General features: G+C 34.0%; 15 protein-coding genes and 4 pseudogenes. 4 read left to right on the top strand and 15 right to left on the bottom strand.

The features are described 5' to 3' along the window. The first annotated feature begins 217 nt into the window (after positions 1-217). Entirely contained in the window at positions 218-973 is a 756-nt protein-coding gene (locus LC087_RS02575; protein WP_226538934.1) for a sulfotransferase family 2 domain-containing protein, read from the top strand. Between the two features lie 62 nt (positions 974-1035). On the opposite strand, the gene LC087_RS02570 is transcribed toward LC087_RS02575, so the two are convergent. The 3 genes from LC087_RS02570 to htpX all read right to left on the bottom strand — a co-directional run bounded on the left by LC087_RS02570 (position 1036) and on the right by htpX (position 4339). After that, positions 1036-2385 (bottom strand): TrkH family potassium uptake protein, encoded by a 1350-nt coding sequence (locus LC087_RS02570; protein ID WP_226538933.1) that lies wholly within the window; start codon positions 2383-2385, stop codon positions 1036-1038. Positions 2386-2807: 422 nt separating this feature from the next. Beyond that, the gene (locus tag LC087_RS02565; protein ID WP_226538932.1) at positions 2808-3362 is read right to left on the bottom strand and encodes a GNAT family N-acetyltransferase; all 555 of its coding nucleotides are present in this window, start codon (positions 3360-3362) and stop codon (positions 2808-2810) included. A 101-nt stretch (positions 3363-3463) separates the two neighbouring features. Next, positions 3464-4339, bottom strand: coding sequence for a protease HtpX (gene htpX, locus LC087_RS02560; RefSeq protein WP_226538931.1), 876 nt, complete (start codon positions 4337-4339; stop codon positions 3464-3466). Between the two features lie 190 nt (positions 4340-4529). On the opposite strand from htpX, the gene LC087_RS02555 reads away from it, so the two are divergent. The 3 genes from LC087_RS02555 to LC087_RS02545 all read left to right on the top strand — a co-directional run bounded on the left by LC087_RS02555 (position 4530) and on the right by LC087_RS02545 (position 8714). Further along, entirely contained in the window at positions 4530-5207 is a 678-nt protein-coding gene (locus LC087_RS02555; protein WP_226538930.1) for a DUF1836 domain-containing protein, read from the top strand. A gap of 121 nt (positions 5208-5328) precedes the next feature. Further along, a complete protein-coding gene (locus tag LC087_RS02550; RefSeq protein WP_226538929.1) occupies positions 5329-8379 on the top strand; it encodes an efflux RND transporter permease subunit in 3051 nt (1016 codons plus the stop codon). A 131-nt stretch (positions 8380-8510) separates the two neighbouring features. Continuing rightward, positions 8511-8714, top strand: coding sequence for an alpha/beta-type small acid-soluble spore protein (locus LC087_RS02545; protein WP_226538928.1), 204 nt, complete (start codon positions 8511-8513; stop codon positions 8712-8714). A 60-nt stretch (positions 8715-8774) separates the two neighbouring features. Here LC087_RS02545 and LC087_RS02540 read toward each other — a convergent pair whose 3' ends face one another. The 12 genes and pseudogenes from LC087_RS02540 to LC087_RS02490 all read right to left on the bottom strand — a co-directional run bounded on the left by LC087_RS02540 (position 8775) and on the right by LC087_RS02490 (position 23036). Then, positions 8775-8987, bottom strand: a complete 213-nt coding sequence (locus tag LC087_RS02540) for an anti-sigma factor domain-containing protein (protein WP_226538927.1) — start codon at positions 8985-8987, stop codon at positions 8775-8777. Further along, positions 8984-9712 carry an RNA polymerase sigma factor SigI gene (sigI, locus tag LC087_RS02535; protein ID WP_226538926.1) on the bottom strand — a complete coding sequence of 243 codons (729 nt, stop codon included), beginning with the start codon at positions 9710-9712 and terminating at the stop codon, positions 8984-8986. The genes LC087_RS02540 and sigI overlap by 4 nt, the downstream gene beginning before the upstream one ends. Before the next feature lie 180 nt (positions 9713-9892). Then, positions 9893-10684 (bottom strand): annotated as a pseudogene (locus tag LC087_RS02530) (TerC family protein). A 330-nt stretch (positions 10685-11014) separates the two neighbouring features. After that, positions 11015-12100: an SDR family oxidoreductase gene (locus LC087_RS02525; protein WP_226538924.1), complete on the bottom strand. Its 1086-nt coding sequence runs from the start codon at positions 12098-12100 to the stop codon at positions 11015-11017. A 432-nt stretch (positions 12101-12532) separates the two neighbouring features. Next, complete coding sequence (locus LC087_RS02520; protein WP_226538923.1) at positions 12533-12799, bottom strand: hypothetical protein; 267 nt, start codon at positions 12797-12799, stop codon at positions 12533-12535. Between the two features lie 342 nt (positions 12800-13141). Then, on the bottom strand, positions 13142-13972 hold the full coding sequence (locus tag LC087_RS02515; protein WP_226538922.1) for a hypothetical protein: 831 nt from the start codon (positions 13970-13972) through the stop codon (positions 13142-13144). A gap of 47 nt (positions 13973-14019) precedes the next feature. Next, the gene (locus LC087_RS02510) at positions 14020-14478 is read right to left on the bottom strand and encodes a hypothetical protein (RefSeq protein ID WP_226538921.1); all 459 of its coding nucleotides are present in this window, start codon (positions 14476-14478) and stop codon (positions 14020-14022) included. A 30-nt stretch (positions 14479-14508) separates the two neighbouring features. Then, on the bottom strand, positions 14509-14673 hold the full coding sequence (locus LC087_RS02505; protein ID WP_226538920.1) for a hypothetical protein: 165 nt from the start codon (positions 14671-14673) through the stop codon (positions 14509-14511). 165 nt (positions 14674-14838) lie between these two features. Next, positions 14839-14964: pseudogene (locus LC087_RS19545) on the bottom strand (hypothetical protein); the annotation flags it as partial. 59 nt (positions 14965-15023) lie between these two features. Further along, positions 15024-15342, bottom strand: a pseudogene (locus tag LC087_RS19540) (RHS repeat-associated core domain-containing protein); the annotation flags it as partial. Positions 15343-16004: 662 nt separating this feature from the next. Continuing rightward, the gene (locus tag LC087_RS02495) at positions 16005-16277 is read right to left on the bottom strand and encodes a hypothetical protein (RefSeq protein WP_306019904.1); all 273 of its coding nucleotides are present in this window, start codon (positions 16275-16277) and stop codon (positions 16005-16007) included. A 208-nt stretch (positions 16278-16485) separates the two neighbouring features. Further along, positions 16486-23036: pseudogene (locus LC087_RS02490) on the bottom strand (DNRLRE domain-containing protein). Positions 23037-23617: the final 581 nt, after the last annotated feature.

Here is a 23617-nt window from a genome sequence, read left to right as displayed (position 1 = left end):
ATTATAAAATAGACAAACACACAAGCAAATTGACTACCTTTTACATTAAATATAAGAAAGGAGCATTCGCCCGTCTAAAAATACACATCTTGTTTCTGTGCGTCGAGAAACTTACGAGTTGCTAAGCAATGGAGCTAGACAGTGATGAAAGCGTCATCCAAATAAGGATAAATTTTTATGCTTTCTGACTCTAAAAAAGGAAATGAGGAATTGAATGATGAAGAACTCACAAAAACAGTTTTCTTTAGATCACATTAAAGGTCCTTTATATTCGAATAAATTTCCAATAATAATATTTTACGCACCTAAATGCGGGTGTACATCACTGACAAAATGGTTTCTTTATCAAATGGGAGAGGATAATATTGATAATATTAGAAAAATTCATAATTATTGTAAAAATGAATACTATATTCCTAATAAAAATGAAATTATAAAATCACTTAAAGGAAAAGAAAAAGTAGTATATAAGTTAATTCGAAACCCTTACACCCGAGCCGTTAGTATTTTTTTTCACACAGTGAAACATAAAATCCTTCAAGATGAAATTAATGTGGATGCTACAAAGGGACTATCCTTTAAATTTTTTTTACAAACACTAACTAACTATAATTTACAACATTCACACATCAACAATCATTTTGCTTATCAATACACTGAAGGGGTTGAACATCTAATTGATCACTATATTAAACTTGAAAGCTTTAATAAGCACATCAGACAAATTGAAGCAAAATATAATTTAAAAAACTCCCCCTTGCATGAACTGACAAAATCTAACCACCATAACAGATCAAACATGAAGCTAAATGAACAATATGCGGATACCAAATTATATACGAAACAAATAATTAAAAACGAGCCTATCCCTTCCTACGATTGTTTTTATGACAAGGAAACAAAATCACTTGTCGAAAAATTATATAAAGTAGATTTTGAAGCCTACTCGTATCCTTTAAATGTTATTAAATAAATAAAAACCCGTCTACAAGACGGGCATAGATGGTAAATACCATCTCATGTATTTAATTGTTATTATCCAATAATTACTCGTTCTTTCGGATAATGGTATCTCGCCTCCACTTGGTTACTTCCAATTAAATAAAGGAATGTCAAGAGGCCAACTCGACCAACAAACATTAAAAACATAATGACAATCTTTCCTGCATTTGATAAATAAGGCGTAATCCCCATAGATAGTCCGTTCGTACCAAATGCAGAACACACCTCAAAGATAATTTCCATAATAGTGAAGGATTCAGTCACTAATAAAATCACAGTTGAAGCAAAACAAATGAAAATAGCGACTATTGTAACGACCAATGACTTTAAAATATCTAGCTCATGAATCTCTCTTCTAAAAATCTTAACGGACCTGTATCCTCTTGCAAACGAATAAATAAATAAAACGTTTAGCGCAAAAGTGGTTGTTCGAATTCCTCCACCTACTGAACTTGGAGAAGCTCCAATAAACATTAATCCACAAATAACAAATAGCGTTGGATAACTAAGTTGTTTCATATCCAATGTAGATAATCCAGCGCTTTTCGTCGTTGCTGATTGGAATAAAGCATAAAAAAAAGCTTCATGCCAAGATTTATCTGCAAAAAAATGATTCATTTCAAGTAAAAGAATCATCACCGTTCCATAAATCAACAATCCAAAAAAAGTAATCGTCGTTAATTTAGTAAATAAAGAAAAACGATAGGTTTGTGGATTTTTTGAAAGCATAAAATCTTTAATCTCAATTAAAACAGGAAAACCAATAGATCCTAGAATTAATAATACAATGGTCACAAACTGAACAAAATAATCATTAGCAAATGGCTTTAACGATTCACCAGTAATATCAAATCCCGCATTCGTCGTTGCACTAACCGCACCAAAAAAACCTTGCAAATAAGCTTCTTGCCAAGGATAATAATTCAAATAATACGTTCCTAAAATGATCGTTCCTATAATTTCAATGGCAATAATTAATTGCAATACTTGCTTGATCAAGTTAACCAGACCTGACAAATTAGATTGATTATGGTCTGTTTTAATTAAGTTTCTCTCTTTTAACCCAATCTTTTTCCCCATGATCATCCAGATGAATGTTCCAAGTGTCATTACCCCAATTCCACCAAACTGTAAAACAAAGGCTAAAATAAAAACCCCCGGAACAGAAAAGGTTTCAGCAGTAGGCACTGTTGTTAATCCTGTTACACTAACTGCACTAACGGAAGTAAAAAGGGCATCGATAAAGGTCCATTCCGCCTCTTCTTGCAGTGAAATAGGTAAGCTTAATAAACTAACGGACACAACGATCGCGATTAAATAGTAAGAGACAATTAATTGAAAAGGAGATAAACGATATAATTTCCTTCGAATTTTTCTATACATTTTTTTCATTCCTCTAGCATTCATATCATTCCTCTATATTAAAGAATAAAAAGAGGAATTGAAAGGGTTAATCAATAAAATCTTTTCTTGACATTTATTTTAGACCATCATGATAATATAGGATGAAGGAAAAGTTATAAAGAAAGGACAAAAATTTTGAAACCTACTTACTTACACGTATTTATTTTAAAGTTACTAGTAACGATTGGACTTATCTACTATGCTTTCTTATTTTTCTCAGAAGGTATAGGGAGCTTCTTCTCACCACTTCTAGCGTTTATCTATAGTATTTGGATAACCTTTGATGTTTATAAGCTTAATAAAGAGAACAAGTGGTTCGAAACGTATTCTTTTAAAAACCCACCGAAAATGTAAGGTGGGTTTGATAGGGTATGTATAGGTCACTTCTTAAAAATTTGTTCTCATTTTAAAGCTGTCCATTCTTTTCGGAGGATCCCCATCTTAATAGCATCATATAATACTCCGTTAACCTCTCTCGCTTCTCTAATTCTTGCTTCTTCCTTCATTCCAATTTTTGAAGCGACTTTTAACATTCTTATATTTCCTGACCAAGTAGACATCCCTAATCTGTGAATAGAAGTTTCATTGAATAAATAATCGATCCACAATCGATAAGCATCTGTTCCGTACCCTCCACTCCAGTATTGAGGGTCATAAATAACAATTCCTGTTTCTAACCAATTGGTATTTTGATCAATCCAATAGCAGCTAAAAGTCCCAATAACCTTCCCTTCTACTTCAATAATTAACTGGTCATAAACACCTGGACTGATTTGATCTTTTGGTCCCCACTTCTTTGAAAATTCTTCTTTCGACATCCATCTTTCTTTAATGTATGGACCATTCCATTTTTTCGCTTCTTGATTAAGGTCTTCAAATCGCCAATAATACAATATATCTAAATCTTCATCTTTAAAATTTCTTAATACTACTTGTTCCCCTTGAAGTCTAACCATAAACCCCTCCGAATTTCTATGTTTTAGGTAATTATACAGCAATCACCCTATAATTGAAAAAAGATGAATTCCAATTCGAATTCATCTTTTTTTTATCATCTTTATTTTGCTTCTAAACGTCTTATTCTGTCGTTTAAATCTGGGTGTGTTGAGAATATACTTGAACGTTTCCCACTAATTTTTAATGTCGCTAAGGAATCCTGACTATCATCAATACGTTCCGTATAGCGTTTGAGGGATTCTAAAGCATGAATCATTTTATCCTTTCCTGCTAAATCCGCTCCTCCTCGATCTGCATGAAACTCTCGATATCTTGAGAATGCAAAAACTACGAGACTACCAAGTATAGAGAAGAAAATTTGAAAAATTAACACTGCAACAAAATGAACAATCGCTGCTAAATCTTCATTAACAAAATTCGATACGATCCAAGCCGCAATCCTTGCAAAAAAGACTACAAAGGTATTGACAACTCCTTGCAGGATAGTCATTGTGACCATATCTCCATTTACGATATGAGCAACCTCGTGAGCTAACACTCCTTCTACTGCATCTTCATCCATTTCATTTAATAGTCCTTCTGAAACGGCGACGAGTGATCGTCTTTTAGAAGGGCCCGTAGCAAAAGCATTGACTTCTGGAGAACGATAGATCCCTACCTCTGGCATCACAGTCATTCCAGCGGCTCTAGCTAAACGGTGAACACGATCAACTAATTGGCGCTCCATTGGGGAAAGCTGATCATCAGGGTTTAAAACTTGAACCCCCATCATTTTTTTTGCCATCCATCTTGAGATTAGAAGTGAAATAAAAGATCCACTAAAACCGATTACTAAACTAAATACTAATAATGGTCCAATCATTAAATTTCCTTGTCCATCAACGTATCCAGAAAAACCAATCAAAGATAACACGATTCCAATTGTGGTTAATACCAAAACATTGGTAAGTATCAGTAATGAAATTCGTTTTGCCATTTCTACCTCCAGAAATTTTGAGTTCATTTGAACTTATATTATAATATGAATTATAGTTAGGAATTGTTAAAATAGCAAGTATAAAACCTTTAAATCACATAAACAGTTTGTAAAAATATTTACATATAGATTCATGGACAGAAATAGAAAAGCAAAAAAACATTCCTCGTCCTAAGAAATGGAGGCTACTATGGAGGAATATCAAATCAACCGAAAAACAATGGCAAGATTACTTCGCTCGTTAAAAGGTGAGCTTCATGAAACACCTCGTTCTATCTTACAAAACCAAATTCAAAAAGGACTTCCTGAATTTTTGTTGAGATTTGAACGAAAAAAACCAAAACAACCTTTTGGACTATCGACGAATGACATTGTTTCATTAGGTAATTTATGTGAACTAACATCTTTAAAATCTACCTCCGTTCAAAACTGGATTAAACGAGACGTAAAAGAAGTAATTGGATCACCAGAACTAGGAAAAAAATATTCGATTGAACAGGCTGCACTTTTGTTAGTCGTTCGAGATTTAAAGGCGACTTTAGATTTTGAAGCCATACGACATCTTCTTTCTTTTGTATTTAATACTTTATCAGATCGAAGTGACGATTTATTAAGTCCCCTCTTTTTTTACGAGCAATACGCTTTAGCTCTTGATCATTTGAAAGATGTAAAAATTATTCATTTTTCCGAGCCATCCTTGGAGGCTAAAATAGATGAAATCGTAAATTATAATTTAGAACAAATTACCATCCTTACATCGAAAGAGAAGATGACAATCAGGCACATTATCTCCATTACTGTTCTCTCTGTCCTTTCCTCTCACATACAAAGAAAAGCATTAATCTATTACAACTGTTATTTTAAATAAAGCTCATTCATGATGAATGAGCTTTATTTTTTACAATTTTATAACATGAATACATTAAGAAAGTGTGGTATAGTTAATTTAGTCAAATTTGACTAAATTTTATCGAGATAGGGGGAGAAACATGTTTGAACGTTTTTTAAAAAGGGGCAAACTGATCATTCTGCTATACTTTGCAATTACACTTGCAGGAGGCTATTTATTTTTTCAACTTCCAAAAAGAGAACTTCCTGAATTTACTCCTAATATTATGGCCATTTCGACTGTCTATCCTGGCGCAGATGCCCAGCGAGTTGAAACGGAAGTGACCAATATATTGGAAAAGAGATTTTCAGATATGCAGGGAATTGAAGAATATTCCTCCACTTCATCTACCGAATTTTCCAACATCATTATAGAAGTAGAAGATCAAGTGAATTTTGATGACTTTACAACAGTCTTGCAACAAGAAATAAATCAGGTAAAGGACTCATTACCAGAGGAAACACTTGAACCAACGATTAATAACCAATTTGGAAATGTACCAGTTGCATCCTATTTGTTCACCGCAAATAGCTTTTCAGACTTAAAAGGTTCACAAGACAAAATTAAAGACTTAGCTTCATCTGTTGAAGAAATTGATGGCGTTGCAAATGTGGTAATTAAAGGGTTTGAAAACGAGCAGGCAGCTTTTGACCTTAACCAAGAATCATTAGCTAAATACGGTTTAAATGTTGGGACAATTATTAATTCCATTCAAAAAGAGTATAACACGACTCCTCTTGGAGAAAAAGGGAGTACACGACTCACCCTCGATCATTATACCGATATTTCTGACATTGAAAACATTAGGCTTTACTCCCCAACTACACAAAATACAATCCAATTATCCAATGTAGGGACATTTCGATTAGAGGAAGAAACCCTTAAAGATATTGTTTCATATGAAGGAAAACCCGCTTATTCAATCACTATTAATATTAAACCTGGATTAGATATTCCTACTATATACAACGAAGTAAATAATTTAATTAAAACAGAAGTAAATTTACCATCAAATATAGAAATGATTTCATATTACTCTCAAAAAGCCGATGTCGATTCAATATTTTCTAGTTTAATAAAAGAGGCAAGTGTCGCTGTTTTAGCCGTAATTATTATAACAACTCTAGGGTTAACCATTGGCGGAGCCTTTATTGTTTCACTTGCGATTCCAATTTCCATTACATTAGGTTTGCTACCTTTACCTTTTCTTAATATTGACTTAAACCAAATATCTGTAATTGGACTGATTGTCGCGTTAGGTATTCTTGTTGATGATGCAATCGTGGTGAATGACAATATTTTGAGGCAATATAAAATGACAGGACAAAAAAACTTGCTTCAAGCCACAAAAACAGGCGTACAGGAAGTATGGGGATCGATTGTCACCTCAACACTGGCCGTTGTATTTGCATTTTTACCTTTAACATTCTTGTCAGGCTCAAATGGCTCGTTTATTCGATCATTACCTACCGTTTTAATTTTAACCATTGTTGCTTCTATGATTATTTCGTTGACATTAGTTCCTGTTTATCAATATCAGATCAATAAAAGAAAAAAGAAAATCTCCAAAAAAGAACCTGGATTATTAGGAAAACCTTTAAAAAAGTTAGCTGATTTCTATGCAGATGTTCTATTGAAAAAAGTAACAAAAAAACCGATTATGTTTGGTATAAGTGGACTTATTTTATCGACAGCAATTTTTGGATTAAGTGCCTTTGTTCCTTTTGAATTCTTTCCGGCAGCCAATAAACAAGAAGTAGTTATTTCCGTAACAACTCCTACTGACACAACGTTAGAAGAAACATTTGCATTATTAACGGATTTAGAAAACGATCTAAAAAATAAACAGGGAATAGAAGAAACTTCGATTTTTGCTGGTTCAGGCGTACCTAACCTATTTAGTTCCTCCATAACAAATCCAGGTGATAATACGGGGCAACTAGTCATTCGAGTTGATAATGAATCGTTAACAGCCACTCAATTCATTGAAGAAAACACCAGTCCAATAAGAGAGAAATATCAACAGGCGGAAATCTTCTTAGACACCATTGTTCAAGGTCCTCCAGTAGGCGCACCTGTAACGGTGGACATTGAGGGGGATGATTTCGGAAAACTAATAGAAGTTAGAGACCAACTAAAAGAAGACATTGGTGAAATTGATAATGGGCTCATTATTGATAACGTAAAGGAACCTACAGATACGTACCTTTATACGTATGATCGTGACAAGCTAGCAGAGTCTTCCTCTAGCGCAAAAGCGATTAGTGATCAAATACGGTTAGCAACTGAAGGAATTCCTCTCGGAAGCTTTCAAACCAAAACGAATCAAATCGATTTAGTTCTTAAGCAGGATACAAATATCCATAAAAAGGAAGTGGATTTAAACGCCTTAACAATCCCAGTTCAAAAAGCGAATGGAGATTTCAATAGTATTTCATTAGATCAGTTCGTAACAAAGGAAACGATCCAATCTTATGAGACCATTCCGCATAAGAACGGAGAGAAGACGATAACGATTAAAGCTTATCCGGGTGACTCAGAGTCATTTGAAGAAGATGTTGAGAAACTAATCAATAATACCAGAGGAAATATGGATGAAAACGTTCAACTCACAATTGGGGGAGAAAACGAGAGTCAAACACAGTTTTTTGTAGAAATCACTCTATTATTTGCAATTGTCATGATCTTAATTTTCATTACGATCGCATTCCAGTTCAATTCCTTATCCATTCCTTTCTTAGTTTTAGGTTCTGTATACTTAGCAATTGCTGGAGCCGTAGCTGGACTTTTCGTCACTCAAACACCCTTTAGCTTTATGGCAACAATGGGAATAGTTTCATTAGCTGGTATTGTCGTTCGAAACGCAGTTGTCCTTTTCGAATTTATTGAACAAAGACTTAAAGCAGGATTGGGAATAAATGAGGCGGTCATTGAGGCTGGAAGAGCAAGAATTAGACCCATTTTATTAACCGCTTTTACGGCTTTAGCAGCCTTAATGCCTGTTGCTTTAAGTAACGATCCATTATTTAAACCTTTAGCCATTAGTATCGTTTCAGGAGTTTTTTTCTCAACCATTTTAACTCTCATCATCGTTCCCGCCTTTTACATTGTCGTAGCAAAAATGAGAAAAGTGGAAAATCTAACGGATTAATATATTAGATTTGAAATAATTACAATTCATAGAGCAAGTAAAACAGGTTATCCTAAAAGTAAACTCGATTGTCTAAACAGAAAGAATTTAAATATACAATTTATAGATGTAATGAAGTGGAGTGATTATTAATGGCTAGAGGTTCGAATCAACTAGTGGTCCCTGGAGTAGAAGCTGCTTTAAATCAATTTAAAATGGAAGTAGCCGAAGAATTTGGTGTGAACTTAAGTCCTGATTCAGCTGCTAGAAGCAACGGATCTGTTGGTGGAGAAATAACGAAACGATTAGTTGCTCAATCTCAAAGTCAATTGTCTAATCAACAGCAAAATCAGTAAGGCTTAAGAATGAAGTCTCTAGGAAAATCCTCCTAGAGACTTTGTTAACCACTTTTACCTTCAAAAAAGAACCATTTCACCAAGAAATACAAAGATAAAAAGGAATATCGAAATAATCAAAAAATAGAAAGGCTTCCATTTTTCATTAAGAATATCTACTTCTTCACCTAATCGATAAGACCTTTTCTCTATTTTTCTCTTAAGAAATTGTCCTTCTCGAGTTAACAAAATAACCTCTTTCTTAGACATTTCAACAACAATGCCCTTTCTCATGTTTGGAGCACTCCTTTTAAATAGTCATTTAAATAAAGGTAGTCACCCGTTAAAATAATGGTCATTGCGATGATATATTTTCGATTACGCTCAATAGTTTTACGACTCACCAATACATTATTTTGCAGACAATTAATAGGAAGCTTTTTCTTCTCAAACAAATAATTTTGTAATTCTTGATTTTGAGTAATCGCTATAGCAACTAAAATAGCATTTTTTCTTGCATCAGCATGTTTTGGTGAATACTTAACGAGATCTTTAATACTCAAATTGAAAGGCTTTAAATTTTCTTTGAATAAGACCATTTCTTCTTTACGTTTTTTAGCTTCTCTTTCCACCTCGTATTCTTCCATAGATAATTGAGTCTCAATGAGGCTATTTTGATTTTCATCTTCGGACAGAGTATAGTGTGAACTTTTTTTCGTTTTCGCTTCTTTTCGAATAAAGTCAATGACTTTTCTTTTAATTATGACTTGGGCAAATGATAACAATGATCCACCTTTTTCTGTCGTATACTTTTCAATAGCTTCATTAAAAGCAATCAACCCAATACTATATTCATCGTCTTGTTCTCTTATATAACGCTTACAAACTTGCGAAACAGTCTTAGCAACAAAAGGTTTAAATTGGGAAATTAATAGATTTTGTCTAAACTTGTCTCCATCTTGAATAAGACTAACCGTTTGCTCAACAGATTCATCCAGACCAATTACAGTGTAAGGCATGGTATCCTCCCTGTTTTACTCTTTCATTATTTCTTCTTATCATAGACTCTTTATATTTTGAATTCAAACCTTTGAAAGAAAAACAGGAAAGAAGACTCACTATCTGAAAATAGGTATATTCACCTATAAAACTCAAAAAAGAACCTCTTTTAAACTAGAGGTTCTCTTAAATAAATATGATTATTGAGAAATGGTTGCTTGTGAGCTAGATTTATGATTCTCCTCTTCTACATTAGGGCTTGATAAAAACCAACCAGCTACAGCAATAACAAGTAATACTCCCCAAAAGATCGCTTTAAATAAAATAGAATGGATAAAGTGCTCCGAGATAACATGGATATTAGGGTGAGCAAGTGTCATAAGCAAAAGCTTGACACCCACCCAACCAACAATTGCAAACGCTGCTGTCTCTAAATGAGGTCGCTTTCTTAATAGCCTTACAAACAGATTTGCTGCAAAGCGCATAATGACAACGCCCATAAATCCACCTGCAAAAATGACTAGGAATTGTCCTCCATCCATACCACCGATGGCTGGAAGAGATGTAGGTGGTAAAGCTACAGCAAGGGCCACAGCTGCCAAAATTGAATCAACGGCAAAGGCAATATCTGCTACTTCTACTTTTAATACAGTCATCCAAAATCCGGACTGTTTTCTTTCCTTTTCTTCAGTTTCTTCTTCCTTATGTTTATAAGTTTTAATTATGTGATTAATGGAGATAAACAGTAAATAGGCTGCACCAATCGCTTGAACCTGCCATACTCCTACAATAAATGAAATCGCAAACAGCGCTGATAATCGAAAAATAAATGCTCCTGCTAACCCATAAAATAGTGCTTTCTTTTGTTTCTATAAAGGTAAATGCTTAACCATAACAGCCATAACGAGGGCATTATCAGCAGCAAGAAGTCCTTCAAGAAAAATTAATACAAGTAATACCCATCCATATTCTAATAGTAATGTAAATTCCAAGACAAAAGATCTCCTCTCTATAATCAAATCCATTCGGAATTCATGACAAGAACCTTCATGCAGATTGTGTATAACAAACAAAAAAGACCTCTGCCATAGAGCAAAGGTCTTGCAAAACACGAAAGTGTCAACAAAGCCGATGGATTATCCATGAATTGACGACTTTGTTTTCAAGAGAAACGAATCTCTTGACAGCTACTCCCCTTTGGTGGGAATCCGAACAATATCAATCTACTTTTATAGATTAATAGGAAAAGTCTTAAAAGTCAACAAGAACTTCCTTCAGTGGTAGGCATCAAAGGAAATTTACACATTTAAAATTATATTAATTCAATACGAACGATTATACACTTGTTTACTAGTATCATCTGCGTAACGACGGTAGTATTCTACTAAGTTTGGCAAGAATTCTTGAACTTCTGGACAAGTGACATCATGTTTCTTTAAGATTTCCTCTGCATGTTGGCAGTTATAATGTACATCATAAAGATAATAATCAATCGCTTCTTTTTGAATACCTATACGATTTCTTACGTTTTTATTTTTCACAAGTTGCTTAGCAGCTTGAACAGGTAATTTGCCTTTGAAATCCTTTCCTGAATAAATTTTTAGCATTTCTCTTAAGACATATTGAATCGATTTAGGATTCGGATGGGTGATATGTAGAGTTAGCCCATTTGCTTGATAATCTTTCCCTACTACAAGAAGGGATTTTACTAAGTAATCAACTGGTATAAAATTAAACTCTACTTCCTTCCTTGATACCAAATCTGGTTGAAACGGGAGCAAACTTCTTCTAAACATATTTAAGATAAAATAAGGACCGTCAAACTTTGCTGTTTCTCCTGTCCTTGAATCCCCAACTACAATCCCAGGCCTTATAATTGTAACTGGTAATCCATCTGCAACTAATGTTTGCACTTCTTTTTCTGCAAAATATTTCGTTTCTTCATAATGGTTCTTAAACGTTTGACCTTGGTCTAATTCATTTTCGTATATAGTTCCTTCTCTTTCCCCTGACACGTAAGCTGTACTTACATATACGTATTTAGTTAACCGTTCAAGAGAATAGACAAAATCATTCATGTTTTTTGTCCCATTCACATTGACTTGATAAGCCAAATCAAATGGAACAGAAAGATCATAAATAGCTGCCAAGTGGTAAATATGCGTAACAGTGGAATAGAGCGTATGTAACAGCCCCTCCTCTATTCCTAGCCTTTTCTTTGTTATGTCTCCTTCTACGATGGTTACTTGCTGATCACCTATATTCAGTTTAGCTAATATCTTTTCTGCTTCTTGCTTCATTGGGGATAAGACTAACAAATAAATGTGATCAACGTCCTCATCCTTAATAAGCTCTTCAACTAACCTCTCAGAAATAAAACCAGGAAACCCTGTTATAAAGATATTCATTTGATCCCTTCTTTTTCTCCAATATTTATAACCTAAAGCAATCATTTTAAAAGCAATCCTACATAGAAGACAAGTTCTTATAAGTAAACTATTCAATAGCACCCTAATAATTCCTTCATGAAAGAGGCATAAACAGACAATTAGATTTTAATTGGGGTAAGTAAGAAAGAGTCGTTGTCTTATATTTTACAGACCTATATCAAGGGGATGAAAAACAGAAAATAGACATTTTAAGCAGGCACGAATTCATGGAAGGAGTATGTCTTATTTTCTCAAAATATTGAAAGTCTTAGACTTTTCTTAAAAGATTTCGCACTTTCAATTTGACTAATCATTAGTTCCAAAGAAATTACTTTTGACATTTTATCTTGAACAGATTAAACACTAATACATCCTTCCTTTGAATTCCATTTCAATCTTGCTTTCTCTTTTTCAAAAAAAAATTCTTTGTATTTTTGTCATATTATCAGCACTCTTTCTGCAATCAGAGATGCAATATATAATATAGCCTATATTTTGCATCCAATGAAAGAAAGGAGGAATGGTCATTTTGTTAGTCTGACTTACTTCTACAATGTATCTGTTTATTTTTGATAATTGTAATGTAACATGAGGATGTTCACTATCAACGACGTCCCCTTTTTCATCGAACCAAATGGACTCTTTAATCGATACTGGTTCATGTTTTTCTAGAAACATTCTCTATCCCCTACCTTTTTTTACCTTTATATCTTCTTGATTGCTTTCTAAAAACGTAAAGGCTAAGCAACATAACGATCTCATAATTGATTAGATTTAAATTTCCTAAATGAATGTCATCACAAAAAATAAAATGAATTCTTATCCTTTTTGTTCATAGTATCAACTTAAGCTATAATTTCACTATACTTTCCAACTGTTTTTCCTCTACTTAGTATTCTATTGTGCTAATTATAAAGATAGACAAACCAACGGCGATTGACCTTCTTTCAAATAAAGAAACCGATCGCTCCAATAACAATTAAACTCAATCAAATTACCTTAATCTTTCATAATAAATGTTTATATCTCAGAGATATAGGCTGCTTCTCCTGAAATTATAAATACTTTATTATTAAATGCAAATGTTCTATCCGGATCAATGACTTTATTATTTTCATTACAAGGAATAAGGTCTAACATTGTTTGCAGCTCTAAATTAAGAAGGAAATATCCTTTATTTTCATTAAGAACCACGAACTTTCCATTGGTTGCAAAACAATCAACCGTTCCAATTTTTAAATCATTCCATACACTAATATTATTTTCATTTTCAACTCTAATTAGTTGGGTATTAAAATTTCCAAGGTAGCACATCCATATACTTTTTTGAAACATTGACATCGCATAACATTCATCTATTATAGGTACTAAACCTTGTTCCATTGATTTATGTATTTTCTCAAAAATGATTATTTCACCTTTTTCGTTTAAGCAGATGATTCCATTTTCACCTAATGAATTGGGTTCAAAAATCCCTTCATCATTATATCCAATCCAAACTTCTCCTTTGTGATCCGTTTGACAAACTGAAATTCCAGTTCCTACAAAAAATGACTTTACATATAACCCATCTAAATTATATAAAAAAGCATTATCCTCATCCTCTGAAGTAACTGATTTTACAAAAAGTACCTCTTCTTTCAAAAATCCAATAAAATCAATCTTCTTGTTTATTTTGAAAAGATAAGTGTTCGTATCATTATTTACATAATGAGTAATTTTATAAATGAAATGATCTAATTCATATAAAATAAAGATATTTCCATTTTTATCAACACCGACTTGCTTTATTTTTTGAGAATCATCTACTGTTATGTCATTACATTTTTTAAAGATAAGTTTTTTTCCCATTGTTAACTCCTTATGTTTAAAGAGAGATATACTAGAATTGCTCTTTTTTACAATTTCACACTATTGTATTTTGTTTTATGCGCACGAGTATATAACGCCACTTCATCATTGGATAACCATTTAAGTTCTTTCATATAGTATGTTACACTTTCAAAAAATGGTTCAGTTTTTGCAATAATTTCTTTTATTAGTATATTATTTTTTCGATCTTCTACAACCAAATATAACGATATATCATATAATTCAACTTCTAAATAGGCATAAGCCTTCCTTTTTTTATCTGGACTTAATTTAGGGCGCTTAACCTTAAAATGATTTCGATAATTTTTATTACGCATAATTTCAAATGGTTCTAATAAGGGTTGAGTATCCCACCCAAGTTGCTCAGCTAATGTTATAACTCCATACCTTAATCTTTCAGCAAGATAATGTTTTTTTTTACTATCATTTAAAGAAAAGAAATACGTCAGTTCGAATGGGAGATTCACATAATAGATATTATCCATCACTTTATCAGTTATTTCTATTTTTTGGAATTATGCGCATGTAAAGAATATTTCTTTACAATCATTTGTAGAATATCTATTCCCTAATTCCCTCATAAACATATCCGTTATACAAAGTGACTGAGTATCAATCCTTTTATAAATATCTTTAATTCCTTTTTCTTCTAGTACCATTTGAATATCCCGCAAATACATGATTTCCACCCCATCTAATCAAGGTCTTGAGTGTCTATCCATCTCTCCACCTGCTTTTCTAACTGAACGAGCTCGTCCTTTTTCCCAATCAAGAGCCCTAGCTCTACCTTTTAAGTTTTTCTTAATCACATATGGTTTATATCTTGTGTAACCTGCTTGTTTATTCTATTTATTAGCTTGACTATTTGCCCTTCTTGACGAGCCATTTTTGTTAAGTTTCCCACCACTAATTCCAATTTTAGCAATCTTCCCAGTTTTTTTGCCAACAATCTTATTGCCATGATTAATCTTTTTAGATAACTTACTATTTGCATTGATTTTTTTTGCTAAGCTGAAAGCTTTCGATCCGTATTTTATATATTTTCCTGGACTAAAATTTGATGCTGCTGCATAAGCTACACTTCCCCAGCCCTTACCTGACTTATATGCTTTATATCCATCATAAACTGCAAAGCCAGCATTAACAGCTAACCAAACCCAGTGGCCATCTGGATCCACTAACATGACAGGATTGTTATTGGCGTAAGTGTAACCGTTTTGTGTTAAGATATCGTCATCATCACCAGGATTTGGATTTGATGATAGAAACACTCCATGAGTTGGTTGATAATATCGAGCGATTAAATAATACAGACCCGTTTCATGATCATATTGGTATCTTGAATTTCGTATAGTTTAAAGTATTGAATAAGTAAATAAACACGAAGAGGTGAAAGGTATTATGTAAAAAAAAGAAAAAGAGATTCTTATAAACCAATTGGACAAATTGGATATAGGATAGAGAACCAAGGGAATTCATTGATGGATGATAAACATGGTTTTTGGCGAGATAATTGGTATGTAATTGGTTATGATCAGAACCTTGGTGACCCAATCTTTGTTGATGTAGAAAAGGAATCATAGCCTGTTCTAACAGCTGAACATGGTTGAAGGTGAATGGGATGAAATAACTATGTTATATGTATCTTTCAAAAAAATGGTAAGTGAAATTAAAGAGTAAAACGAATGTCTAGAGCGGAAAAATAACTCCCGATGTAAGGTGTTATTTTTAATAAAAACCAACACCAAAATTTAATTTTGTTGATTGACCTTTAATAATTCTAAATAATTTCCCATCTACCTCTTTCAAAATTTCTATACTTAAAAGATTATTTAGCTTTTAGAAAGCAATGAGGCAGAAAAAGTAATCATCTCATTGCTTTCCTTGTATTAATAAAACAAACTAAAAAAAACTCACTGAAAATCATACCATATGTTATTCTTTATATTTCTTTCTCCTTCATCAACAATCTCCAAAGGAAAACACTCTTTAAGAAATATCTTTATAAGTTCTAAAATTTAAATAGTAAATCTTTCTCTTCCTTTGTTAAACCAGTAAAAAACACTTTGTGTAACTTCAGTTTTTTTTCTGGCTTAGGTAAACTCTTCTCAAACCAAGATACCCCTATTGGTGTATGTTCTGGGTGCTTATTTATATTCTCTAGAAACCAAAGGTATTCATTTATTACTTCCTCATTAATTTTCTCCAAATCTTTTCCCCTAGACTCATAATCGATTTTCGCTAACTCTGCCGCCGTTAGTTCACTTTCAATTTTTTTAACCACACCAACTGCTGAAGGCTTTCTATCTTTGTTTAAAGATACAAAAAAAATGTATATAAGAGGCCGTTCTATAAAAGCCTTTTTTGGTATCAGTCTTACTAGCTATATAAAGGAAATCTCCTTTATCTGCATAACAATCTATACCACTGTTGTTAAGTCCTATCAACATTTTACTAAATTTTTTCATACTCAATCACTCCTAAGTGTATTATTATCTTTTCTTACCATATCTATCGTACTTATGTTGAAGTTTGTGATTTTTCGTATTTTGCAACACAGTGTATCTATATGAATACCCTTTTCTAGCTTCATAACCTCTCTTATGAGCTAGTTCATATCCAGGTGGGTTATTTAAATGTCTCTTTTTCCCATTAATTTTTCTGTGTCTCATCTGATTTTTAATAAACCCTTTTACATGTTTAGGAGCTTTAGGATCTGATACTAGTGCTTTAAGTTTTCCTTGTCTGCCAGTTCTCCCCTTCTTAACAGCACTTAATGTTCTAGAAGCCTTTTTTATATAACCTAACTTTATAAAATTTGAGCCTGCAGCCCAAGCAACCTGCTTCCAATTCCCTCCTGACTTATATGCCTTATACCCATCATAAACTGCAAAGCCAGCATTAACAGCTAACCAAACCCAGTGGCCATCTGGATCCACTAACATGACAGGATTGTTATTGGCGTATGTGTAACCGTTTTGTGTTAAGATATCGTCATCATCACCAGGATCTGGGTCTAATGATAAAAATACGCCATGCGTGGGTTGATAATATCGAGCGATTAAATAATACAGACCCGTTTCATGATCATATTGGTATCCTGCATAACGATACGGATTCGTTTTTACTTCATCTGCTTCTTCAGCTTTTAATACATTTCCCCATGCGTCATACTCATATTCAGCAACAACCTTGCTGTCCTTATCTGTTAAAGCAATAACATCTCCATGGGCATTATAATGATAAAAATAGGTGCTATTTCCTTGGTTCATCGATAGTAAAATGCCAGATTCTGAATACGTATAAGATCTGATGACTTCATCATTCTCATTCGTTTCATACAGGACATTTAAACTATCTCCATGATAATAGTAATTGATCGTTTTCCCATTGACAACTTTTTGAATACGTCGTCCGTCTTCATCATAACGATAGGTTGCAATTGGGGATGATGCACCCTTTTTCGTCACAGATGCCAACTGATCTGCATCATTCCAATGATAAATAAATTTCCCATCCTCTAATCTATTTCCATTATCATCGTAAGAGAGTCTTTCATCGCCATATTGGACTAGCTGATTAGCAAGATTATAGCTAGAAACGATAGGAGAAGTGTTTGTTCCTTTTTCCAAAACACGATTACCAAACCCATCATACTCATATTCAATCAAAGTACCGTCTGAACGGGTTTCTTTCACTAATTGATCTAACGAATCATATGCATAGATTTTATTTGTACCTTTAGATGATTCAATCTTTGTTCGATTGCCGTTGGCATCATACTCATACGTTTCAAACAAGATTTCTTGCCCATCATCAGTTCCAATATTTAGCGAATCAACTAACCCTAAATCATCATACGAAAAGGTCGATCCCGCACCATTACCAGAAGTGAAGGTTTGTACGTTCCCATCTTCATCGTAATCAAAACGGAACGTGAATGAACCATTTTTTACAAGTGTATTGGAATCTTGCTTATTATAAGAAAATTCATTTGTCTGAGAGAAATCTTTGTGTGTGAACGTGAACGTTTTTAATTTATCAGACTCAGTTGGGTATAGCCAATCTTGCTTGCTATTTTTTTGTACGACTTTTGTTAAACGATTGGACTTATCGTACTCTCTTGTTTTTGTGTAACCATCTATAAGCGCCTCAACAGTCGTTTCGTTGCCATTTTTATCATAAGCAAAACGATAATAACCTTTGTCATTATAGCTTATGGTATTGATACGATCGAAGCCATCATACGACCATTTGATATCATTTCCTCTTGGCAAAGTGGTTTTGATTTTATTCCCATTTTCATCATATTCGTTTACCGTTATATCATTTAATGGTCCCGTTGTTTTAAGAAGCTGGTTCAACCCATTGTATTGGTACTGAAATGGTTGTTTTTTTCCATTGGAAACAATCTCTTTACTTGTCATATTTCCATTTAAATCGTATTGATAGTTGACCGATGCTCCGTTCGGAAGGTTCAAGGATTGCAATTGATCTGCTTTGTCGTAAGCATAAGTTATCGATTGATTTTTTTCATCAATTGCCTCCATTTTATTCCCGTAGGTATCGTACTTATTTTGTACGATGTTTCCTTTAGCATCTTCAACTTTTGTCACATAATTATGATTTTCATCATAACTGTTTTTCGTTAAGACACTACCTTCAATCAAACGAATGGCATCAAACCAAACCGTATCTGAGTAATTCCCTTTAAAAGAAAGGATTACTTCCAACTTCTTAATTGGTTTTGAAGCAGGAATTTTGACGGCAGATCGATTCCACTCCTGAGAACCTTTAGGGAAGCTAGCAACATAGTCTTTCGTGGTTCCATCTTGATAAACTACTTTTGCTGTTAATGCATAGTCACTACTACTTACAGAACCTTTTTCAGTCACGTTGAGTGCCTTTGATAGCCCTGTTAACGTTAAAGCCTTAAGCGTCATCTTATCATTTTGGTTAAGTTCAAGCGTTTGTTTGTATTCCATAGAACCTGTAGCTTTTAAAGAAGCACTTCCATCAAAACCACTTGAATCAATGGAGCCACCTGAGCCCGTCCAACCATTAAACGTTTTTTCGAAACTACTATTAATGATTGGATTATACGTAGACGAAACATCTGACTTTTCGAGCTGTATTCCATCGAACCACGCTTCACCTGTCGCTTGATCGTTAAAGTGATCCACTTCCAAATAAATTAATATAGATGCTGTATTTGAAGGCGTAGTGAACGTTAGTTGACGATCCATCCAATCATGCTTTTTAGTCATTTGACTATAACGATTATCTTGCCAGCCAATTCCTTTTTTATCTTTATCTAAAAACTTAACGTTAAAAAAGGCATTCGCATTCGTAAGATCTGTCTTCATTCGACCACTTAACGTATAGGTCGTATTCGGACTTACTGTCACTTCTTGAGTGGCCGCTACATACCCTAATTGTCCTGTTTTAGTTGTTGATGTTGATTGAATTTTGAGCGATTTTTGACCAGCTATATTACTTGCCTGTGTAGTCGAGTCAATCTTTAAACTGCCTGAATCATTATAGGTTGTTACATTCCACGAAGAAAGACCTTCAGATTGTTCAAAGCTTGCATTTTCCAGTAAGTTTGTAGCATTAGAAAGCGCTGAACTCGATTCAATAACATTGCCATAACTATCATACTTAGCTACAGAAGAGGTCTGATCACTTGGGCTTGTTTCTGAAACAGGGTTCAAATCATCATAAGCAATCGTCGTTTCTTCATTTTCAGTGTCGATAATCTTTGTTACATCATTATTTTCATTATACTGATAGGTTTCAGTTCCATAGCTATCCGTTGCACTTGTAACATTACCGTTCTCATCATATTGATAGCTTTCCGTTGGCTTACTTGAGCCTTGGTCATTTGGAACTTTCGTTTCTTTCAAATTATTTCCTTCATAAATATAGCTAGTTGTAATGTTTAATTGATCTACATCTTGGGTAATTACAATAGGATTAGCTGCTTCATTAAATCGATAGCGATCTTTACTTCCATTTGGATTAATAAAGTCAACTTCATTTTTTTCCTTGTCATACGTTAATGAGTAAGCATGGTTCTCTGCATTTACTACTTGAGCTAGCCTTTGGTCTTGATAAAGAAACGTGGTGACACTAGGGTTCTTTTCTTGATGCGTTGGTTCATATAATTTCGAAAGTCGCATTGCATCGTTATATTCGTATTGAGTCACTTCTCCAGCTGTTTGAGTCACTTTAGTCAAGAAGTCATTAGAATACTCATAGACGATTTTCCGGTTTTCTGGGGCAATGATTTCTTTAACTTTTCCATCTTCCGTATAAGCAAAAGAAAGTGCCCGTCCTGAAGCATCTTCCATCTTGGAAAGTCGTTCCTGATCATAATAGTATTTAAGTGTATTATTATGACCATCCATCATTTTCTCAATTTTTCCTGAGGTCTTATTGAAAAATACTTTGGTTTGATCTTTTGACTTGAGTATATATTCGTTTTCTGTTTCCGTTAATTCTAGATAAATCCCTGTTGGTGGTTTATACGATCCATCCGCTTGCTTGTTAAAAATATGAAGGGTACTATCTTCATCAATAAGTTTTAATTGATCGGATGAAGCGACAATACTCATTTCAAGATCAGAGTGCCATCCAGCTCCGAACATCCCAATTGCCGGTGAAAGGCTATTATACGTTCGTGCGACTCCAAGGCTAGGACCTCTACCAGAGATTGAGATATCATCTTCAGAAATTATAAGGTTTCCTGTCGCTATGTTAACCTCACCATTCGGTACATCTGTAAAAGACCAATATTCTTCTTTCCCTAAAAATTCAGTTGGTTCACTAAATGAAGGTTCAAAGGCTTTACTCGAATAAACGGTTTCTCCGTTGTCATCATAAGCACTTAATCTGAACCAATACTTTTGATACTTTTCATAGCCGTATCCGGCATTTTTATAAACATCAGAAGGATTAAGTGCTAGTTCACTTCCTTTTTGATCATAATGTAACGTAAACTGTCCATTTTTAATCTCTTCTTTGGTTGGCCATATGCCTTTATTTTGTGTTGTCCATGTTGTATTGGCCCCTGCATCAAACTCTTGATAAGCTCTACCATTGAACATCCAAACCTTATATCCCGTTGCTCCTTCAATCGCATCCCAATTCAATACGATATAACCAGATTGTTTATCCAGTAGATTCGTATAAGTAAATCCAGTAGGAGGAGTGGTTGAGGAAGGCTCGAGATGGTCGGTCTTGTTGCATCTGAAAAAGCGGTCTCTCCTTGCTCATTATAGGCACTAACACGAATCCAATAATTTTGATTATCGGGATAATACCCAATAATTTTGTACGTATCTGATGGATCTACAGGAAGTTCGCTTCCTTTTTGATCACTTAAATGCAAGGCATATTGGCCTTTTGATATTTCTGTTTCTGTTGGCCAAATCTTCTTTCCTTTCGTTGACCAAGTAGTAACATTACCTACATCCATAGATTCATAGGACTTCCCATTAAATAAATAAATTTTATATCCTGTAGCACCCTCTACTGATTGCCATGATACATCAACATATCCTGTACCATTTCCATAGGAAAAACTTTTACTATTAGGTGTACTAGGCTTGTCTAGATCAACAATGGTTGGCATAAACGGCTGAGAGTACGTGCTTTCTCCCGAAGGATAAATGGCACTGATTCTGAACCAATAATTTTTATTAGCTGAATAATTTCCACCCGAATTTTTATAAACCGGAGAAGGGTCAACAGATAACTCTGTTCCTTTTCCATCTTGATACAAATCAAATTTTCCCGCTTTAATATCGGCTTCTGTTGGCCATATATTTTTCCCTTTAGTAGACCAAGAAGTCACATTGCCAACCGAAAATGCTTCGTACTCTTTTCCATTATAAATCCACACTTTATATCCTACTGCCCCGCCTACTTGTGACCAAGATAAGTTTACATAACCCGTATCGTCACCGTTTGAATAAGCTGCTCCACTTGGTGCTGTTGGGGTAGGCACAGTGTAAGTTACAGAAAGATAAGGTTTAGAAGTGGAATTAGTGGAAGAAACAACTTTTTTCCAATATTCTTTTCCATTTCCATTCGTATGAAGCTTAAATCCATAATTGGTTTTACTACCATTCACCCAATTCTTCACAGCATCCGTCACATTAAAGGTAGCCCATTGATCCCTTGCAACATTTACCGTCCCAATATTCGTTGAGGAAGGTTTATTGTTCCATGTCAATGTACTAGCTGACCAAGAACTGTTCACTGTATCTAACCATAGCCCATTCGCCTGTGACGCATAATAGGCATGAGTAACAAACACTTTTAACTGGGCCTCTGTTACATTCGTCCCTTTTAAAGAATCTAGGGAGTGATTTAAAAAAGCGTAATTCGTTCCAGTGGTAGAGTCGTAGTAACCTGTCTTTAATACATATTGACTTTGTCCGCTATCCCATTTACTCGTTGATGCATTGTAATTGGTTGTAGGATAGGCACTCATTACAAACGTGTCCGTAGACGCATTAATAGAAGTCGTAGGATCAATATAAACAGGATATTTACGTTCTGGATCCGTTAGCCAGGCTTGATCAGCCACCACTTTCAACAGATATCCATTTTCTATCTGTTGAAGTTCGTATTTTACTTGATCAGAGCGCTCCGCTTCTCCTTTTTCTTCATCATAGTTGGAGTCCTCCATAAATGGGGCTGCAATTTGGAAGATCGTTTGTTCACGATCATCTAAGAAATGTATGGATCTGTCCTCTTGCTCTTTTGCGGTTAAGTTCGTATTAATTTGGAAAGAGAAAGTATGATAGCCTTGATAAGAATGTAAAATGAGGTCTTCTTTTGTATCTTGTCCAAATGTCAAATTTCTCAGATCAATTTCTGGAAAGACAGCTTGGTGAAGAATTTTATTTTCATCATAAGTCGCTGTTACATCATTTGCTTTGATAGGATCCTTCCCATCTCCACTTGCTTCAAGCAAAGCATACGAAATGGTATGTCCATCTTTCTCAAAAGTAGCATAAAGTCCATTTTCCATTTCTTTTAAAAATGATGATTGTAATATTGTATTCTCTGTTTCTACAAGCTTTTCATCTGTGGAATTCTCAATTAACTCAGGTGATATTTCTTCAAACTTCTCCCCACCCTCTTCCTTTGCATGGATAGGTTCAAAATAAAATTCCTGCGTATACGATTCATTCCCGTTGTAAAAAACTTTCGAATCTTTAGTCCGTTCATTCACTAATTCATCGCCTGGTTCTAAGCCTTCAATTTCGAAAGGCTGAAAATCAGGATCTTTAACTGTCGTTTCTCTATTTCCTGACTTTTCAGTCTCCTTTGCAAAACCTTGCAAAGGGATAGAAGAAATAAACAACGTCAAAGATAAAAAAATAGCTAAAATCCTTATGATTCTATGATATTTCACTCTAGTTTCCACTCCATTCAATAATATGAGGATATTAGCATCTTTTTCAATAAAGTAGAAAAATATTAAAGATATTAACAATCCTTATTAGAATATAAAAAAAAGAAATAAATTAGTCTATGTGATATTTTTTCCTATGGTGGTAAATATGGTTGTTAAATCCTATTAAATGTTTGTGTTCAAATATATAGAGA

Origin of the sequence: Bacillus carboniphilus (assembly GCF_020524035.2) — a bacterium.
Classification (GTDB): Bacteria; Bacillota; Bacilli; order Bacillales; family JAIVKR01; genus Bacillus_CC.
The sequence above is the reverse complement of the archived record's forward strand: the minus strand, read 5'-3'. Positions and strand labels throughout refer to the sequence as shown.

Bases quoted from the DNA above. Each gene is read 5' to 3' on its own strand.
- LC087_RS02575 (WP_226538934.1), top strand. From the start codon at position 218: ATGAAGAACTCACAAAAACAGTTTTCTTTAGATCACATTAAAGGTCCT.
- LC087_RS02570 (WP_226538933.1), bottom strand. From the start codon at position 2,385: ATGTATAGAAAAATTCGAAGGAAATTATATCGTTTATCTCCTTTTCAA.
- LC087_RS02565 (WP_226538932.1), bottom strand. From the start codon at position 3,362: ATGGTTAGACTTCAAGGGGAACAAGTAGTATTAAGAAATTTTAAAGAT.
- htpX (WP_226538931.1), bottom strand. From the start codon at position 4,339: ATGGCAAAACGAATTTCATTACTGATACTTACCAATGTTTTGGTATTA.
- LC087_RS02555 (WP_226538930.1), top strand. From the start codon at position 4,530: ATGGAGGAATATCAAATCAACCGAAAAACAATGGCAAGATTACTTCGC.
- LC087_RS02550 (WP_226538929.1), top strand. From the start codon at position 5,329: ATGTTTGAACGTTTTTTAAAAAGGGGCAAACTGATCATTCTGCTATAC.
- LC087_RS02545 (WP_226538928.1), top strand. From the start codon at position 8,511: ATGGCTAGAGGTTCGAATCAACTAGTGGTCCCTGGAGTAGAAGCTGCT.
- LC087_RS02540 (WP_226538927.1), bottom strand. From the start codon at position 8,987: ATGAGAAAGGGCATTGTTGTTGAAATGTCTAAGAAAGAGGTTATTTTG.
- sigI (WP_226538926.1), bottom strand. From the start codon at position 9,712: ATGCCTTACACTGTAATTGGTCTGGATGAATCTGTTGAGCAAACGGTT.
- LC087_RS02525 (WP_226538924.1), bottom strand. From the start codon at position 12,100: ATGAATATCTTTATAACAGGGTTTCCTGGTTTTATTTCTGAGAGGTTA.
- LC087_RS02520 (WP_226538923.1), bottom strand. From the start codon at position 12,799: ATGTTTCTAGAAAAACATGAACCAGTATCGATTAAAGAGTCCATTTGG.
- LC087_RS02515 (WP_226538922.1), bottom strand. From the start codon at position 13,972: ATGGGAAAAAAACTTATCTTTAAAAAATGTAATGACATAACAGTAGAT.
- LC087_RS02510 (WP_226538921.1), bottom strand. From the start codon at position 14,478: ATGGATAATATCTATTATGTGAATCTCCCATTCGAACTGACGTATTTC.
- LC087_RS02505 (WP_226538920.1), bottom strand. From the start codon at position 14,673: ATGTATTTGCGGGATATTCAAATGGTACTAGAAGAAAAAGGAATTAAA.